This is a genomic window from Streptomyces sp. NPDC059524 (genome assembly GCF_042749255.1).
GTDB lineage: Bacteria > Actinomycetota > Actinomycetes > Streptomycetales > Streptomycetaceae > Streptomyces > Streptomyces xanthii.
Genome location: NZ_JBHYTK010000110.1, coordinates 10945 through 28121, shown reverse-complemented (window position 1 = coordinate 28121; position 17177 = coordinate 10945). Strand labels below are relative to the sequence as shown.

The 17177-nt window shown below is 72.6% G+C and carries 14 protein-coding genes; 2 read left to right on the top strand and 12 right to left on the bottom strand.

The window, feature by feature from the left end; genetic code table 11:
• The 11 genes from ACFW9D_RS26585 to ACFW9D_RS26535 form a co-directional block, all read right to left on the bottom strand.
• Positions 1 to 591: zinc ribbon domain-containing protein (locus ACFW9D_RS26585; protein ID WP_384625645.1), on the bottom strand; the 591-nt coding region annotated here is incomplete at its 3' end.
• A gap of 31 nt (positions 592 to 622) precedes the next feature.
• Entirely contained in the window at positions 623 to 3268 is a 2646-nt protein-coding gene (locus ACFW9D_RS26580; RefSeq protein ID WP_384625648.1) for a tetratricopeptide repeat protein, read from the bottom strand.
• Positions 3269 to 3312: 44 nt separating this feature from the next.
• On the bottom strand, positions 3313 to 4635 hold the full coding sequence (locus ACFW9D_RS26575) for a hypothetical protein (protein WP_188338892.1): 1323 nt from the start codon (positions 4633 to 4635) through the stop codon (positions 3313 to 3315).
• A 37-nt stretch (positions 4636 to 4672) separates the two neighbouring features.
• On the bottom strand, positions 4673 to 5710 hold the full coding sequence (locus tag ACFW9D_RS26570) for a glutamate ABC transporter substrate-binding protein (protein WP_384625643.1): 1038 nt from the start codon (positions 5708 to 5710) through the stop codon (positions 4673 to 4675).
• A 14-nt stretch (positions 5711 to 5724) separates the two neighbouring features.
• On the bottom strand, positions 5725 to 7134 hold the full coding sequence (locus ACFW9D_RS26565; RefSeq protein ID WP_384625647.1) for a hypothetical protein: 1410 nt from the start codon (positions 7132 to 7134) through the stop codon (positions 5725 to 5727).
• 394 nt (positions 7135 to 7528) lie between these two features.
• Positions 7529 to 8503, bottom strand: coding sequence for an N-acetylglucosamine kinase (locus tag ACFW9D_RS26560; protein WP_384625640.1), 975 nt, complete (start codon positions 8501 to 8503; stop codon positions 7529 to 7531).
• Positions 8500 to 9765 (bottom strand): 6-phospho-beta-glucosidase, encoded by a 1266-nt coding sequence (locus ACFW9D_RS26555; protein ID WP_384625638.1) that lies wholly within the window; start codon positions 9763 to 9765, stop codon positions 8500 to 8502. The genes ACFW9D_RS26560 and ACFW9D_RS26555 overlap by 4 nt, the downstream gene beginning before the upstream one ends.
• An 8-nt stretch (positions 9766 to 9773) precedes the next feature.
• Positions 9774 to 10691, bottom strand: a complete 918-nt coding sequence (locus ACFW9D_RS26550) for a carbohydrate ABC transporter permease (RefSeq protein ID WP_384625635.1) — start codon at positions 10689 to 10691, stop codon at positions 9774 to 9776.
• 5 nt (positions 10692 to 10696) lie between these two features.
• Positions 10697 to 11632 carry a carbohydrate ABC transporter permease gene (locus ACFW9D_RS26545; RefSeq protein WP_384625632.1) on the bottom strand — a complete coding sequence of 312 codons (936 nt, stop codon included), beginning with the start codon at positions 11630 to 11632 and terminating at the stop codon, positions 10697 to 10699.
• A gap of 9 nt (positions 11633 to 11641) precedes the next feature.
• The gene (locus ACFW9D_RS26540; RefSeq protein ID WP_188338899.1) at positions 11642 to 12997 is read right to left on the bottom strand and encodes an ABC transporter substrate-binding protein; all 1356 of its coding nucleotides are present in this window, start codon (positions 12995 to 12997) and stop codon (positions 11642 to 11644) included.
• Positions 12998 to 13070: 73 nt separating this feature from the next.
• On the bottom strand, positions 13071 to 14237 hold the full coding sequence (locus tag ACFW9D_RS26535; protein ID WP_188338900.1) for an ROK family transcriptional regulator: 1167 nt from the start codon (positions 14235 to 14237) through the stop codon (positions 13071 to 13073).
• Between the two features lie 175 nt (positions 14238 to 14412).
• Between ACFW9D_RS26535 and ACFW9D_RS26530 the strand changes: the two genes are divergently transcribed.
• Positions 14413 to 15666, top strand: coding sequence for a hypothetical protein (locus ACFW9D_RS26530; RefSeq protein WP_384625628.1), 1254 nt, complete (start codon positions 14413 to 14415; stop codon positions 15664 to 15666).
• Positions 15650 to 16444, top strand: coding sequence for a hypothetical protein (locus ACFW9D_RS26525; protein WP_384625625.1), 795 nt, complete (start codon positions 15650 to 15652; stop codon positions 16442 to 16444). Before ACFW9D_RS26530 ends, ACFW9D_RS26525 begins: the two co-directional genes overlap by 17 nt.
• Before the next feature lie 18 nt (positions 16445 to 16462).
• Here the strand turns inward: ACFW9D_RS26525 and ACFW9D_RS26520 are convergent, their stop codons facing one another.
• Positions 16463 to 17074 carry an RraA family protein gene (locus ACFW9D_RS26520; RefSeq protein ID WP_384625622.1) on the bottom strand — a complete coding sequence of 204 codons (612 nt, stop codon included), beginning with the start codon at positions 17072 to 17074 and terminating at the stop codon, positions 16463 to 16465.
• Between the last annotated feature and the right edge of the window lie 103 nt (positions 17075 to 17177).

Here is a 17177-nt window from a genome sequence, read left to right as displayed (position 1 = left end):
GGGCAGCGCCGCCGACGACACCGCGAACGCGTCCTCGTTGCGGTGGTGGCGCAGGCCCCGGTCGCTGACCGCGGCGACCGCGCCCAACTCCTGCTCCATGTGGTCGCGTTCGCGCGGCTGGGCGTGCCCGCAGTTCTCGCAGTAGCCGTCCGGGTCGACCTGCCCGGACCGGCACGCCACGCACAGCTTGGTGCCGGCCGGCGGCGTCGCCGCCTCCAGCTCCTGCGTCGTCGCCGTCCGCGGGTCGGGCGCCGCGAGCCGGAAGTCCTCACCGGAGTCGTCGGCCGCCGCGTCGGGCCCGTCGAAGCGGACCGCCGTGGGCAGTTCACCGCCCGCCGAGTCCGTGCCCTCCAGATCGGTCGGCAGATGCACCGGCGCGGGAGTGTCCGAGCTGTCCACCTCCTGCGCGGCCGGCCACTCCACGGAGGCGGCCCCGGGCTCGCTCTCCGCCTCGTTCTCCGGCCCGAGGTCGGGTGCGGCCATCGTCAGCGTCGGCCGGTCGTCCGGCCCCGCCGACAGGTCGTACCCGCACGCGCCGCAGAAGCGGTCGCTCTCCTCGAGCGGTTCCGCGCAGCTGGGACACACTGACATGGCGGCCGCCTTCTGCGTCTGCGACATCAACTCACACCCACGTCCGGGGGCGGTAACGGTTGGCCCGCTCCACCAGTTCGATCCTCTCCTCGCCCCGCCGGGCGAGCCTGGCCAGTGTCCGGTACGAACGCTCCAGGCCCAGGCGCAGGCCGCGCTCGTCCAGGTCGCTGCCGAGCACCGCCGCACGGGCGGGGGCCTGCGGCGGAGCGGAACCCTGCCTACCGGAGAGTACCCAGTCCAGCGCCGTACCGAGGACCTCGGTGGACAACTCCTCGCGGCGCACGGCGTCCAGGCCGAACGCGTCGAGCGCCTCCACCTGCCCGGCCGCCGCCGTCAGATCCCCCAGCAGCGGGTCCCCCTGGGGGGCGCCCCCCGCCGTCCGGCCGCGCAGCCGGGCCCGTACGGCGGCGACCCGCGCCGCCGTGTAGTGGATCGACGCCTCCGGCACCGACTCCAGGGTGCGCACCGCGCCGCCCCGGTCCCCGGCCGCCCACTGCACGCGGGCGAGACCGAACGCGGCGCTCACATAACTCGGGTCCGTCGCCCACACGAGGCGGTAGTACTCCGCCGCGTTGTCCAACTGGCCGAGCACCTCCGCGCACACGCCGAGCGCCAGCTTCGGCGCCGGCTCGCCCGGGAACGCGTCGTAGATCGCGTCGAACGACAGCGCCGCGTTCGCGTGGTCGCCCGTCGCGAGTGCCGCCACGCCCCGGTACCAGACCACCCGCCAGTCGTCCGGATGGTCCGCCTCCAGCGCCGTCAGGCCCCGGTGCGCCGAGTCCATCTCGCCCATCTCCAGGCGGGCCCGCAGCTCGCGCAGGCGCAGCTCCAGGGAGCCGGTCGGCGCCGCGTGCAGCGCCGCGATCAGCTCGGCGGGTGCCGACGCCATCAGGCCCGCCAGGAACCCGGCGTTCGGATCGCCCGGGTCGACCCGCGGCACCGGCAGGGCCAGCGCCGTGGCGGCCGCCGCGAGGGGGCGCACCAGCTCGGCCGGGGACGGCGGGAGCGCGGGGCGGTCCGGGGCCGCGGGCAGCGCCGCCGCCGCACCGGACCCGCGCCGCCGGCGCTCGGGCACGGTCCGCGCCCCGAGCCGCGACACGTCCCCGTCCAGGACGCGGAACAGCTCGGTGTCCGTGACCTTCACCTCGGGGCCGAACAGGGTGGAGAGCGCGGGCCGGGGCCGGTTCGTCTGCAGCGCCACGACCTCGCGCAGGACGCCCGTCAGCTGCTCCGCCATCTCCTGCGCGGACGCGAACCGGCGCGCCGGGTCCGGGTCCGTGGCCCGCACGAGGAGCCGGTAGAAGGACTCGTAGCGGCGGAAGACCTCGATGGTGTCCGGGTCCGGCAGGGAGTCCACGAACACGTTCGTGTAGCCCTGGAAGTCGAAGGTCAGCACGGCGAGCGTGCGGGCCACCGTGTAGAGGTCGGAGGCGACCGACGGGCCGAGCTCGGCGACCTCCGGCGCCTGGTAGCCGACCGTGCCGTAGATCGCCGACTCGTCGTCGTCCATCCGCCGGACCGCGCCCATGTCGATGAGCTTGAGCTGGTCCTCGGTCTGGATCGCGTTGTCGACCTTGAAGTCGCAGTACAGGAGATTGCGGCTGTGCAGGTGACCGAGCGCCTCCAGGGCCTCGATCCCGTACGCGCACGCCTGCTCCACCGGCAGCGGGTCCCGCTTGCCGTCCGGGGTGCGCCGCTCGTTGGCGATCTCCTTGAGCGACTTGCCGCCCACGTACTCCATGACGATGTAGCCGTCCATGGAGCCGGTGCGCTGGTCGAGGTGCTCGACGAAGTTGTAGATCCGCACGATGTTGCTGTGCTCGATCTCCGCCAGGAAGCGGCGCTCCGAGATCGCCGCCGCCATCGCGTCCTGGTCACCCGTGTCGAGCAGGCCCTTCAGGACCACCCAGCGGTCCGACACCGCGCGGTCGATCGCCAGGTACACCCAGCCGAGACCGCCGTGCGCCAGACAGCCCACGACCTCGTACTGGCCGTGCACGATGTCGCCCGCGGCCAGCTTCGGCACGAACGAGTACGGGTGCCCGCACTTGGTGCAGAACCCTTCCGTCCGGCCCGGCCGGTCACCGCGCGCCCGGCCCACCGGCGCCCCGCAGTCCGAGCGCGAGCAGAATCGCTTCCGCTCGGGCACCTCGGGATGCTTCTGCACCATCGCGCGCGGGTCGGGCCGCGGCACGTCCGGCACCCGCACCAGACCGGCGCCCAGCCGCGCCCGGCCCGAACTGCTCGCCGAGGCGCCCGAACTGCGCACCGACACCGACCGCGACGTCGAACTCCCCGACAGCGAACGCGAGAGCCGGCCCGACACCGAGCGGCGCGACTGCGAGGACCGCGACGAGGTCCGCGACGACGCCCGCGCGCTCGACGAACTCTGCGAACCGCGCGAACCGCCGCCCGCGATCCCGGTCGGCGGCGACGACACCATCCCGTTCGCCGCGACCACCGGGGCCAGCCCGCACGTGTCGCAGTACAGCTCGCCGCCGCCCACGTCCTCGTACCGGCCGCCGCAGCCGGGCCGCTGACAGGTGCCCGGAGGGCGGGGCGCGGGCGACGCCGAGGCGTGCGTCGCCGCACTGCGCGACGACCCCTCCGACAGGGCGCCCGCGGGCGCCGCCGCCGGCTTGAGGCCGCACGTGTCGCAGTACAGCTCCCCGCCCATGTCCTCGTAACTGCCCGTGCAACCGGGCCGCGTGCACTTCACGGCTACGGCTCCCCCCTCCGGTCCGTGGGCGCGGCCCCCGCGGGCCCGCCCGGTGACGACAGCGCCTCGGCCGCCGCCCGCTGATAGCGCAGCACCGCCGCCTCGGCCGCCCGCAGATCGCAGGGCGCGCTCCACAGCATGCGGCGCGCCGCGTCGTACCGCTCCACCAGGAACGGATCCTCCGCGTAACCGAGCCGCGCCACCTTCGCCTTGTACGCGTCCAGGCGGCCGCGCAGCTCCGCGCGCACCGCCAGCGGCGCCGTCACCGCCGTCAACGACTCGCGGGCGCGCAGCAGTTCGTCCTCCGCCTTCGACTCCAGGGACTCGAGCAGCGGCGAGAGGCGGTGCCACTGGCCGTGCCGCCGGTAGTCGGCCGCCGCGGCGAGCTGTTCCTGGAGGGCCGTCGGCGGGCCCGACACCGCGGGCACCTCCGACGCGGCGATCTTCGCGAGGACCTCCCCGCGCGCCGACCGCGCCTCCGCGAGCGTGCGGTCCGCCCGCGACAGCACGTCCCGCAGCTTGCCGAGCCGCGCCTCCGCGTCCTGCCGGACCGTCAGCACGGCCTCGATCTCCCGGCGCACCTCGTCCAGCGCCCGCGCCTGCCGGTCGTACGCCGCCGTGTCCGGACGGCCGCCGCCCGGCGCCGAACTCCCCGGCGCCTTCTGCCAGTACGCGAGCGGGTCCGACACCACCTCGGAGCGCAGCCGGGTCAGCGCGCCGGTGATCCGCTCCAGGTCGTCGCCCGCCGGATGCTCACCGGGACGCACCCCCACCGAGTGCGCCAGCTGGCGGGTGCGCCCCAGCTCGGCCGCGAGCAGGTCTATCCGGGCGGGCAGCGCCGACCAGACGGCGTCCGCGGCCACCACCATGTCCAGGGAGGACGCGTACAGCTCGTTCATCCGCTCCACGAGCGCGGCCAGCGTGAACCGCTCCGACAGCTTCGCCGGACCCGTGATCGACGACGGCGCGGAGCCGCCCGCGCCCGAGGCCACCGTCACGCACTCGCCGCGCAGCAGCTCGGTCAGCTCCACCAGATCGTCCCGGCTGGACCAGCGACGCCGCGACCGGATCTCCCGCGCCGTGCGCAGGGTGCCCGCGTACGCGTCGAAGTACGTCCAGAGCAGCGTGATCGCCTGCTCGGCCGACGCCCAGCGGTCCCGGGTCGTCCCGGTCAGCTCGGCGCCCTCCAGCAGGCGGCGTCCCGCGTGGTCCTGGAGCGCGAGCAGCGACGTCTCGACCGCCTCGTGCTCGGCGCCGAGCCGGGCCAGGGCACGGTCCACCTCGTCCCGGTCCATCACCGGACCAGGGGGTCCCGCGTCGCCCATCGATCACCTCTCGCTGTTCGTCGTGCCGGTGTGCGGGTCACTTGTACTTCGGGGCGGGCGGCCCGTCGGACGCGCCGAGCGCCGGCTTGAGCCAGAAGTCGTACGACTTCTGCCAGCCGCCGTCCTCGCGGTAGTCCTCCAGCACCTTGTTGACCCGGCGCACCAAACCGTCCGCGTCCTTCTTCATCGCGACGCCGTAGTACTCCTCGGTGAACGGGTCGCCCTTCAGCTCCACCGTCGGGTCCTGCGCGGCCTGGCTCGCCGCGAGCGCGCCGTCGGTCACCACCGCGTCCACCTCGCCGAGCTGCAGCCGCACCAGGCAGTCCAGCTGGTTCGGCACCGTCGTCGAGATGTCGGCGCTGGCCGGCAGCTTGCCGGACTTCTTCGCGCCGTCCAGCGTCTCGAACGCGGTCGAACCGGTCGCGGTGCAGATCCGCTTGTCCGCGAGCGACGGGCCGAAGCCCTTGATGTCCTTGTCCGTCTTCGGCGCGAGGACCTGCTGCCCCGTCTGGAAGTACGCGGTGGAGAACGCCACCTCGTCCAGGCGCGTGCAGCTGATCGTCATCGTGCGCACGACCATGTCGACGTCGCCGCGCTGGATCGCCGGGATGCGCTCGTTCGTCGGGATGGCCTTGAGGCGCACCGCGCTCGGGTCGCCGAGGATCTCGCCCGCGATCTCGTGCGCGAGATCGATGTCGAAGCCCTCCAGCTCGCTCTTCTTGTCCTGGTTGTTGGGATCGCGGTAGCCCCAGCGGTAGCTGTTCTGGTCGACGCCGACCGACAGATAGCCGCGGTCCTTGATCTCCCGCACGGCGTCCCCGGACTCGTCGCCGCTCGGACGCAGGCTGCGCTCCGGCTCCTTGCCGTCCACGCCCGCCTCGCAGTCCGTCGCCCGCGCCTGCGTGCCGTCGGCCACGCCCGCCGAGCCCACGCCCGCGCCGTCGGCCGGCGCCGCCGTGCGCTGCGTCAGGGGGAGCAGCAGCGCGAACACCGCCGTCAGGGCGCACACCACCGCCATCGCCGCCACGCCGCCCCAGCCGCGCAGACTCACCCCGCGCGTCCGTCGCTCGTCCATCACCGCACCCCCTCTCACCGGTACTCCGAAAGCCGGCGCCCGATGCCGAGCACGGCGGCCGCCGCCGCGAGCACCGCGAGAACCGCCGAGCCGACCACGAGACCCGTCATCGCGTCCCGTCCGTCGCCCGCGTACGTGTCGAACTGCTCCTGCTCGTGCGCCAGCGCCTTGTCGAGGCTCTGGTCGACCTGGTCGAAGCACTCACCCGTCGGCTTCTCCTGCTTCGAACCGATGATCTTGTCGAGGGCGCCCTGGTAGTTGCCGGAGTCGTCCTGCGCGCGGGCGTCCTCGTGGCGCTTCAGCCATTCCTTCATGCCGCTGTTCGCGGTGCCGACCGGGGTGCGGCCCGAGGCGTCGTCGGCGAGCGACGCGGCCTCCTTCAGCCGGCCGCCGAGCAGGTCCATCTGCTTCTGGAAGTCGACGTCGTACTTGTCCTTGGTCTCGCCCTGCACGGACACCGTCTCGGCGCCACGGCTGACCAGCGTCAGGTTCTCGTTGCCCCGCGCCTTCAGGGAGGCGATGCTCGCGTCGTGCAGCACGTTCAGCGAGCGCACCCCGTGGTCGTACGAGGAGTCGAGGCCGCTGCGCGCGACCGTGTGACCCACCACCAGCCACAGCAGCACCACCGTCGTCGCGGCGGTCGCGCCGAGCAGGCCCTGGTTGAACACCCGGTTCGTCCGGCGGTAGTTGCGGCGCTGGGCCCAGCCGAGGGCGCCGAGCGCGACGACGCCGAGCGCGATCGCGATCCACGGGTACGGGGTCGCCGCGTCGTAGTCGTCCCGCAGCCGCTGGTTCTCCTTCGTGTACAGGTCCTCGGCGGCCGGGAGCATCTCGGTCTGCATCTTCTGGTTCGCGTACCGCAGATACGCGCCGCCCAGCGGGAAACCCTGCCGGTTGTTGGCGCGGGCGCGCTCGATGAGGCCCTTGTACTGGGGCAGCAGCGTGTTCAGACGCGCGATCGTGCGGGCCGAGGGCGTGTCGGGATCAGTGCTGGCCGCGGCCCGCACCAGCTTGTCGGCGGCCCGGCGGATGTCCTTCTCGTACCGGTCGCGCACCGCCGCCGGTTCCTGGCCCCCCGCCAGGAACCCACTGGACGCGGCGGTGTTCGCGTCCGCGAGCGAGCGGTAGATGTCGGCGGCGTCGGCGCTCAGCGGCTGGCTGGAGTGCAGCACGTCGTCCGCGGCGCTCGAACGGTCCGTCATCTGCCAGGCCGTCGTCGCGCCGAACGCGACGACGAGCAGGGCGAGTACGGCACCGATGATGCGGAGCCGGCCCGGCTCCGTGATCGCGGCCGCCTTCAGGCGGTCGACGCCCTCAGCCCAGGCCGTGCGTCGCGGCGGGGCCGGGGCCGTGGGGGGTGCCGGGGCGTTCGTCGGTGGGGCCGGGGACGGGCCGCCCCGGGTCTGTGGCGGCACGCTCGGCATCGTCGGCGGAGCCGCGCTCCCGTTCGGCGGGTGTGTCACTCGCCCCTCCCCCATGGTCGTCCGGTCGCCGCGATTATCGCTGCCGCGGTGGGCATCCGCACAGGGCTTCCCTGGATCTTGTGTGAACCCCCCGCTGTGGAACACGTGATCGGGCGCTCCGCGGTTCCGTCCGACCACGCGCCGTAGCCCCACCGGTCCGTCGCCGTCCGCGTCCCGGTGGGGCTTCTCGCGCAGTTCCCCGCGCCCCTGGAGATGCGCACTTCGTGCGCGATCTCAGGGGCGTTCATGCATCGGGGAAATGCGCCCGAAGGGCATGCATTTCAGGGGCGCGGGGCTGTGTCGATATGCGGCTCCGCCGCGGGGGCGCGACCAGCCCCCACCGGCCCGCGGTCGCTCAACGGGCGTAGTGACCCCGGGCCTTCGTGTACGCGTCCGGCGGAGCCCCCACCGCGTCGAGGCCCAGCAGCACCGCCCCCAGCACGGGCGGTTCCGTCACGACGCGGGGGTGGGCCTTCGGGGCCCGGGACGACAGCAGCTCCCGGATCGTGGAGTCCAGCAGCGCGTGCCGCGCCGCGAGGACGGACCCCCCGAGCAGCACCGGAACCTCCGCCTCCAGCAGGTCGAGCCGGCGCAGCGCCACCACCGACATCGCCACGATCTCCTCGGCCATCCGCTCCACGAGCCCCCGGGCCACCGCGTCACCCTCGGCGGCGACCGCGAAGAGCACGGGCGTGCACTCGTGCCGCCGCGCCACCGGGATCCGCCCCAGATGCATCGCCTCGATGAGCGCGTACATGGAGCCGAGCCCGAAGTGCGCGGGCAGCGCCCGCATCAGCGCCGTCGGCTCGCCGCGCCCGTCCTCGGCCCGCGCCGCGAACCACAGCGCCTCCTCGGCGAGGCCGCCCCCGCCGCCCCAGTCCCCGGAGATCTTGCCGATGGCGGGGAAGCGGGCGGTGCGCCCGTCGGGCAGCATGCCGACACAGTTGACGCCGGCCCCGCAGACGACGGCGACGCCGCGCGGCTCCGCGTCCTCCAGGAGCCCGGCCCGCAGCACCGCGAACGTGTCGTTGCGGACCTCGACCCGGTCCGCCGCCGACCAGCCGCGCCGCCGTACCTCCGCCGCCAACTCCCGTTCCTCGACGGGCAGGTCCGCGTTGGCCAGGCACGCCGAGACGTGCTCGACCGTGTCGACGCCGGCCTGTGCGAAGGCCCGTCCGACGACGTCCGCCAGCACGTCGACGGCCTCGCGGACGCCGACCCGGGGCGGCTGGAACCCGCCGCCGCGGGCCGCGGCGACGACGGTGCCGTCGGCCGCGACCACCGCGACGTCGGTCTTGCTGTTGCCCGCGTCGATGGCAAGGACGCTCATGCCCACGCGAGGTGCTCCCGGTTGTGCGCGATCAGCTGGTCGGTGAGCCGGTCGGCGTACTCGATCTGGCCGATCAGCGGGTGGGCGAGCAGCGCCCTGAAGACCCGGTCCCGGCCGCCGCGCAGGGCCGCCTCCAGGGCCAGGTCCTCGTACGCGGTGACGTTGGCGATCAGCCCCGCGTACAGCGGGTCGAGCGCCGGGACGGGCAGCGGCCGGGCGCCCTTGGAGTCGACGGCGGCCTGCACCTCGACGACGGCGTCGTCGGGCAGGAACGGCAGGGTGCCGTTGTTGTACGTGTTCACGACCTGGTGCGGGGAGCCGCCCCCGCCGAGCAGCGACGCGGCGAGGTCGACGGCGGCCTCGCTGTAGAACGCGCCGCCGCGCTTGGCGAGCAGCGCCGGCTTCTCGTCCAGCGTCGGGTCCCCGTACATCTGGAGCAGTTCGCGCTCCATCTCGGCGACCTGCGCCGCGCGGGACGGCTTGGTGCGCAGCTCGGAGACCACCGCGTCGTGCTGGTAGTAGTAGCGCAGGTAGTACGAGGGGACGACGCCGAGCCGGTCGACGAGGGTGCGCGGCATGTGCAGGTCCTCGGCGATCGCGTCGCCGTGCTCGGCGATGAGCCGCGGCAGCACGTTCTCGCCGTCCGGGCCGCCGAGCCGCACCCCGAGCTCCCACGTGAGGTGGTTGAGGCCCACGTGGTCCAGGTGCACCTCACCCGGCGTCACGTCGAGGAGCTTCGCGAACTTGCGCTGGAAGCCGATGGCCACGTTGCACAGGCCGACGGCCTTGTGCCCGGCCTGGAGCAGCGCCCGGGTGACGATGCCGACCGGGTTGGTGAAGTCGATGATCCAGGCGTCCGGGTTGGCGCGCCGGACGCGTTCGGCGATGTCCAGGACGACCGGCACCGTGCGCAGCGCCTTGGCGAGGCCGCCCGCGCCGGTCGTCTCCTGGCCGACGCAGCCGCAGTCCAGCGGCCAGGTCTCGTCCTGGTTGCGCGCGGCCTGACCGCCGACGCGCAGCTGCAGCAGCACCGCGTCCGCGCCGGCGACGCCCGCGTCCACGTCGGACGTGGTGCGCACGACGCCGGGGTGGCCCTGCTTGGCGAAGATGCGCCGCGCGAGGCCGCCGACCAGTTCCAGGCGGTCGGCCGCCGGGTCGACGAGGACGAGCTCCTCGATGGGCAGCGTGTCCCTCAGCCGCGCGAATCCGTCGATGAGTTCGGGGGTGTAGGTCGACCCTCCGCCGACCACAGCGAGCTTCATATCGGTTCTCAGCCCTTTACTCCGGTGAGGGTGACGCCTTCGACGAAGGCCTTCTGTGCGAAGAAGAAGACGAGGCAGACCGGCGCCATCACGAGCAGCGTCGCGGCCATCGTCAGGTTCCAATTGACCATGTGGGCGGACTTGAACGACTCCAGGCCGTAGCTGAGCGTCCACGAGGCGGGGTTCTGGGCCGCGTAGATCTGCGGCCCGAAGTAGTCGTTCCAGCAGTAGAAGAACTGGAAGAGGGCGATGGCCGCGATGCCCGGCTTCGCCATCGGCACCACGATCCGCAGCAGCGTGCGCAGTTCGCCGCAGCCGTCGACCTTCGCCGACTCGATGTACTCCTTCGGGATCGTCAGCAGGAACTGACGGAGCAGGAAGATCGAGTACGCGTCGCCGAACGCCATCGGGATGATCAGCGGCCACAGTGTCCCGGAGAGGTGGAACTGCTGGGCCCACACCAGGTACATCGGGATCACGACGACCTGCGGCGGCAGCATCATCGTCGAGATGACGAGGATCATCGCCGTGCGGCGGCCGCGGAAGCGGAACTTGGCGAGCGCGTAGGCGGCCGGGATCGCCGAGCAGACCGTGAAGAGGGTGCCGAGACCCGCGTAGAGCAGCGAGTTCTTCCACCAGTCGAGGAAGCCCTCCGTCCGGAAGACGGTCCCGTAGTTCTCCCAGTGCCAGGAGTCCGGCCACAGGTCGCCGCTCATGGCCTGGTCGTCGCTCATCACCGAGGTGAGGAACACGAAGACGAACGGCAGGACGAAGAGGAGGGCGACGGCGATCGCGATGCTGTGCACGGCGATCCAGTGCAGGACGCGCTTGCGCCGGGCGCGGGAGGCGGCCGGGCCCCGGGCGGGGGCGGTGCGGGGTGTCGTGCGGGGGGCGGTGAGCGCCGGATTCGTGTGGGTTGTGGTCATCGGGATCAGTCCTCCGCCGCGAGCAGGCCGGAGCGCTTGCGCATCAGCAGCATGGTGACGGCCATGGCGATGGCGAACAGGACGAGCGAGAGGACGCACGCCGCCCCGGTGTTGAAGTTCTGGAAGCCCATCGAGTAGACGAGCTGGGGGACCGTGAGGGTCGAGTGGTCGGGGTAGCCGGGCTGGATGACCGAGCCGGGGCCGATGGAGACGCCCGAGGCGAGTTTTCCGGCGACCAGCGCCTGCGTGTAGTACTGCATGGTCTGCACGACCCCGGTGACCACGGCGAACATCACGATCGGGGTGATCGACGGCCAGGTCACGTACCGGAACTTGGCCCAGGCGCCGGCCCCGTCGAGTTCGGCCGCCTCGTACTGCTCGGTCGGCACGTCGAGCAGCGCCGCCATGAAGATGACCATGAGGTCGCCGATGCCCCACAGGGACAGCAGGACGAGGGACGGCTTGGCCCAGGTGGGGTCGTTGAACCAGTTCGGGCCGTCGATGCCGACCTTGGAGAGGATCTCGTTGACCGGGCCCGTGCCCGGGTTCAGAAGGAACACGAAGGCGACCGTGGCCGCGACCGGCGGGGCCAGGTACGGCAGGTAGAACGCGGTGCGGAAGAGGCCGACCCCGCTCTTGATCTTCGTGACGAGCAGTCCGAGCGAGAGCCCGAAGACCACCCGCAGCGCCACCATGACCACGACCAGCCACAGCGTGTTCCACAGCGCCGGGCCGAACAGCGGCATGTCCTGGAACACGTACTTCCAGTTCCGCAGCCCGACGAACGCGGGCTCCTTGATCTGGTTGTAGTGCATGAACGAGAAGTAGACGGTGGCGAGCAGCGGGTACGCGAAGAAGACGCTGAACCCGATCAGCCAGGGGGACAGGAAGCCCAGCGTGCGCAGTCTGCGGCGCGCGGGCCGGGAGAGGGTGAGTGCCATGCGCGCTCCTCAGTTCTGCGACTGCAGGGTGTCGGCGTCGATGAGCTGGTCGAGGCGTTTCAGCCCGGCCCTGAGATCGGGCACCTCGCCCGCCTCCTCGGTGTACGAGAAGTCCTGGAGCTGGACGATGTACATGCCGCCGTTCGTCGACTGGGGCATCACCTGGCTGTACTTGTTCTTCGCGATGTCGAGGAACGCGCGGAAGCTCGGATCGACGTCCAGCTTCGGCGACCTGAGGGCCGCGAACGTGGACGGCACGTTGTGGATGGCGTTCGCGAAGTCGACGACCTGTTCGGTGTCGGCGGTCAGGAAGCGGACCAGTTCCCAGGCCGCGTTCTGGTGCCGGCTGCTGTGCGCGATGCCGACGACGGTGCCGGTCAGATAGCCGCGCCCGTACGTCTCGGCCTGGTCGTCCGGCACCGGCAGCGGCGCCACGCCCCAGTCGAACTTCGCCTTGGCGTCGTCGAGCATCAGGCCCCGCCACTCACCGTCGAGGTGCATGGCGAGCTTGCCGGTCAGGAACGCGTTCTGGTTGGACATCTCGTCGCCGAAGGTGGTCCGGAACCGTTCGAGGGCGCTGTATCCGCCCTGCGCGTCCATGAGCTTCCTGGTCGTCCTCAGGAAGTCGTACGACGCCGGATCCTTCGCGAGCCGGGATTTCCCGTCCTGGTCGAAGTAGGTGGGGCCCCACTGGGCGAAGAGACGGTCCGGGCTGTTCTGGTAGAGCCGGAAGTTCGGCATGAACCCGACCCGCTCGTAGCTGTGTCCCGACTTCTTCGTGAGCTTCTTCGCGTCGGCGACGAACTCGGACATGGTCCTCGGCGGCCGGGCGATGCCGGCCTCCTTGAAGGCGTCCTTGTTGTAGTACATGCCGAAGGCGTCGGCGAGCAGCGGCAGAGCGCACTGATCGCCTTCGTAACTCGTGTAGTCGAGCAGCGACTTGGGGAAGGTCTTCGCCTTGTCGAGCCCGGTCTTCTTCATGAACGGGTCGAGGTTCACCCACATCCCGGAGTCGCAGTACTGGCCGACGTTGTTCGTGGTGAACGAGGACACGACGTCGGGGGCCTCGGCGCCGCCGGCGCGCAGCGCCTGGTTCGTGGTGGCGTCGGTGACGTTGCCCGTGGACTCGACGTGGATGTTCGGGTGCAGCTTCTCGAAGCGGGCGATCGAGTCGTCGATCGCCTTGACCTCGCCGGGCGCCGACCAGCCGTGCCAGAACTTCAGCGTGACGGGCTTCGTCGGGTCGTCGTCGGCGCTGCCGGTGCTCGGGTTGGCGCAGCCGGCGAGCAGCAGCCCGGCCGCGGCGAGCGCGACCGGGGCGAGCGCGGCGGGGGCGCGCAGGGGTATGCGCCATCGCGTCGGCATGGCGAACGTCCTTTACGTGAGCGGAGGTCGGGGAGGAAGGAGGGGCGAGGTGAGGTGAGGTGAGGTGCGCGGATCAGGCGGTGCTGGTGTCGAAGACGGTGGCGCGGGCCTGGGTGAGGGCGGAGCGCAGCGCGCCCGTGAGGATGGGGTCGTCGTCCAGCTCGCTGACGCGGAGCAGCGGGCGGGGGAGGGCGAGCCCGGTGAGCTCCTCCTCGACGCGGGCGCGCAGGGCGTCGCCGCCGGCCTGGGCGACCTGCCCGGACAGCACGACGAGTTCGGGGTCGACGACGGCGACGATCGCGGCGAGGCCGGTGGCCAGCCGCCGGGCGACCTCGTCGAGTACGCCCTCGACGGCGAACGCGGCGCTCAAGTCGTCGATCCCGCCCGCCAGTTGCCGCACGGCGGGGGAGGCGACGAGGCTCTGGAAGCCGCCGCCCGCGTCCTCGCGCGCGTAGGCGCCGGTGCCGCCGCGGGCGAGCGGGGCGCCGGGCAGCGGCATGTAGCCGATCTCGCCGGCGCCGCCGGTCGCCCCGCGCAGGAGGGTGCCGCCGAGCACGATGGCGGCGCCGACGCCCTCGTCGACGTAGGCGAGCACGAAGTCGTCGTGGTCCTGGGCGGCGCCCTCGTACTGCTCGGCGACGGCGGCGAGGTTCACGTCGTTCTCGATGGAGACGGGCGTGCCGAGGACCTCGGCGAGTTCGGCGTGCAGGGTGCGGGAGTGCCAGCCGGGCAGGTGCGGGGCGTAGCGGAGTTCGCCGGTGCGGGGGTCGATGGCGCCCGGGGTGCCGATGACGGTCGCGGTGAGGTCGTCGTGCCCGAGCCCGGCCTGCCCGAGCGCCCCGTCGACGGCCTCGGCGACGAGGCGGGCGGTGCGGTGCGGGACGTCGTCGGCGAGCGCGTGCGCCTCGACCCGGCAGCGGCCGCGCTCGGTGCCGGTGATGTCGGCGACGACGGCGGTGAGGCCGGTGGGATCGGCGGACAGTGCGGCGACGTGCGCGGCGGCGGGTTCGATCTCGTACAGCGTCGCGTTGGGTCCGGGACGGCCGGTCTGGCTGCCGGTGGTCCGCACGAGCCCGGCGGCTTCGAGCCGGCCGAGGATCTGCGAGGTCGTCGGCTTGGACAGGCCCGTCAGCTCGCCGATGCGGGTGCGGGTGAGGGGGCCGTGGGCGATGAGCAGGTCGAGCGCGGCGCGGTCGTTCATGACGCGCAGCACGCTCGGCGTCCCGGGGGTCCCGGCCATGTCCTGCCTCCTCGGCGCACTGTTAGGAAAGTTTCCTATTGGATGCGGGCAAGGTATGGCGCGGTTGAAGGGGGCGTCAATAGGGGGCGGGCGCGGGGCAACCAACTCGTTACCCGGGCAGGAGCGGCGAAACGCGTTGCCCGGGGTTCGGAGCGCGTGCGAGCATCCAGGTCTGATGGACACAACTGAGCTGACGGAAGCCCGTATTGAAGCCCGCGACGAGGCCCGCGTCGAGGACGGGGCCACCTTCCTGGTCGCTCCGGCGGACCTGCACGGACACGACACGGTCAGGGACTTCTTCGGCACCGTGATCACTCCGGAGGAGCTCGCGTCGGACGCGCCCGACCTCGCCGGGAGGACCGTGTACCTGTGCGGCGACCTCGCCGCGATCAGCGCCTCCCGGCTGCGCGCGGCCGCCCGGGTGTTCGTCGTCCGGGAGCTGTCGCGGGGTGCCGTCGAGGACGCCTCCTGGTCCGTTGTCGACCCGGGCCGGATCCCCGTCCGCGTGCACGGCGCCGGCGTCTACTACCGGCGCTACTTCGCGCCCGGCGCCGGCCACTTCGGACGGATCCGCGCCGAGCACACGTTCCAGTCCCTCACGGAGTCGAACAAGGCGGGAACCGCCCACCGCAGCGGGATCTACCTGACGCCCGTCACGCGCGACGGCGACGGCGCGCTCCACTTCCGCCTGCTCCGGTGCTCCACGAACCTCTCGGGGCCGACCGAGGGCTTCGGCCCCGCCGACACCGAGATCGTCGACGCGCTGAACCGCGAGGCCGAGGACGTCTTCCGAGGCCACGCGCCGCTGAACCACGTCCTCGCGCAGACCTACCACAACACCGCCGCCACGCCCGAGCGCAAGCAGTCCAAGGCCAGGATCTCCTCCCACGCCGACAAGACGAAGGACATGCCGGTCAACGGCGTCATGGCCTTCTGCACCTTCTACGAGGGCCTCGACAAGCTGGGGCCCATGGCCGACGACCCGTACGACCACGGGGTGAAGCGCGCCAGCGGGCTGACCCGGCTCCACTTCCGCCTCAAGGACCCGGCGGCCGAGCGCGACGAGGCGGCGCTCCCGTCCCAGTTCACGCTCACCCTCCATCCCGGCTCCGTCTTCTTCATGCCGCTGTCCACCAACCGCCTGTACACGCACGAGATCCGGCCGTCGACGCTGGACGCCGACCGGCTCCCGACGCGGCTCGGATACGTCGTGCGCTGTTCGGCCACGGAGGCCGTGCACCGGGACGGCCGGACGTACCTCAGGAAGACCGACGGCGACCTGGTCGAGCTGGAGCGGCCCACCGAGGCGGGCATGGACGAGCTGCGCCGGCGGTACGCGGCGGAGAACCGGACCACGGAGTTCATCGAGTACGGCGACGCGTTCCTCTTCAGCATGAACACGGGGGACTACCTTGCCCCCCGCCCCTGACCCCGCGGAAGCGGTCCGCTCGTACGCCCTGCCGGCCGAGGAGAACCCCTTCGCGGAGCTGTTCTCCTCGGTCGGCTGGGAAGACGTCGGCAAGGGCCGCCTGGGCGCCGTCCTGACCCGGCCCGACGAGACGGGCGGAGTCCCGCTCGTGCGCACCACCACGCGCTACGACCGCCCGGCCCAGCGCTTCCGGCCGGTCCACGAGCGGCTCGCGCGCCGCATCCGGGAGACCGCCGCGCTCCCGGCCGCCTTCGACAACGCCCTCATCGAGAGCTACACGAACGCCTACACCAAGATGGGCGCGCACTCCGACCAGGCGCTCGACCTGGCCGAGGGATCGTTCATCGCCGTCTACTCCTGCTACGAGCGTCCGGAGGCGGGCCCGCCGAGAAAGCTGATCGTCGAGCCGAAGGAGCCGGCGGGCGGGGAGAGCTCCCCGGCGCACGGGACGCCGTACGAGATCCCGCTCGCCCACAACACCGCCCTCGTGTTCTCCGTCGACACGAACCGCCGCCTGCGGCACCGCATCGTCCTGGACGCGCCCGCCGGGGCTGCGGAGAACCGATGGCTCGGCGTGACGTTCCGGACCTCGAAGACCCTCGTCCGCTTCCGCGACGGCCACCCGCACCTCCCGCGGGGCGAGCGCCTCACCCGGGCCGACGACGAGCAGCGCCAGGAGTTCTACGCGCTGCGCCGCCGCGAGAACAGGGAGACGGACTTCGTGTACCCCGAGCTGACCTACACGCTCAGCGACAGCGACCTGCTGCCGCCCGTCTGACGCCGGGGGCCGCCCCGGTCAGCCGGTGAATCCGCCCGCGGCGAGGATCTTGTCGATGCGGGCGCGGTGGTCGGCCTCCCAGTCGTCCAGCGACTGCCCCGCCTCCTTCTCCAGCTTCGCGCGGGCGGCGACGAGGATCTCGTCCGTGCGCTCGCCCGGCACGGCGACGACGCCGTCCTCGTCGGCGACCACGACGTCGCCCGCGGCGACCGTCACGCCCCCGCAGCGCACCGGCTCGTTCAGCGGCGTCACGGCCTTCTTCGTGCCAGGGATCGGCACGACGCCGCGCGCGTACACGGGGAAGCCCGCCTCGCGGATCTCGGCGATGTCGCGGATCACGCCGTCCAGGACGAACCCGGCGATGCCGCGCCGCCGGGCGACCGCGCACACGTTCCCCCCGGCCAGGGCGTACTCCAGGTCCCCGGACTCGACGACGATCACCGAGCCGGGGGCGGCGCGGTGGATCGCGGCGTGCAGCATCAGGTTGTCGCCGGGCGGGCAGCGCACGGTGAACGCGGGACCGGCCAGGCGCGGGCCCGGACCCCACAGCGCCCTGATGCCGAGGTCCAGCACCCGGTCACGGCCGAGCAGGTCGGCCAGCGTGGTCGTAGGGGTCTCGGTGAAGGTCATCGCGGCGCTCCAGACAGGGGACGGGACGGCAGGGACAGGACGGGGGACGGGGACGGAAGGGGACCGTACCGGCACGGCGAAGGGCCGCGCACCCGAGGGTGCG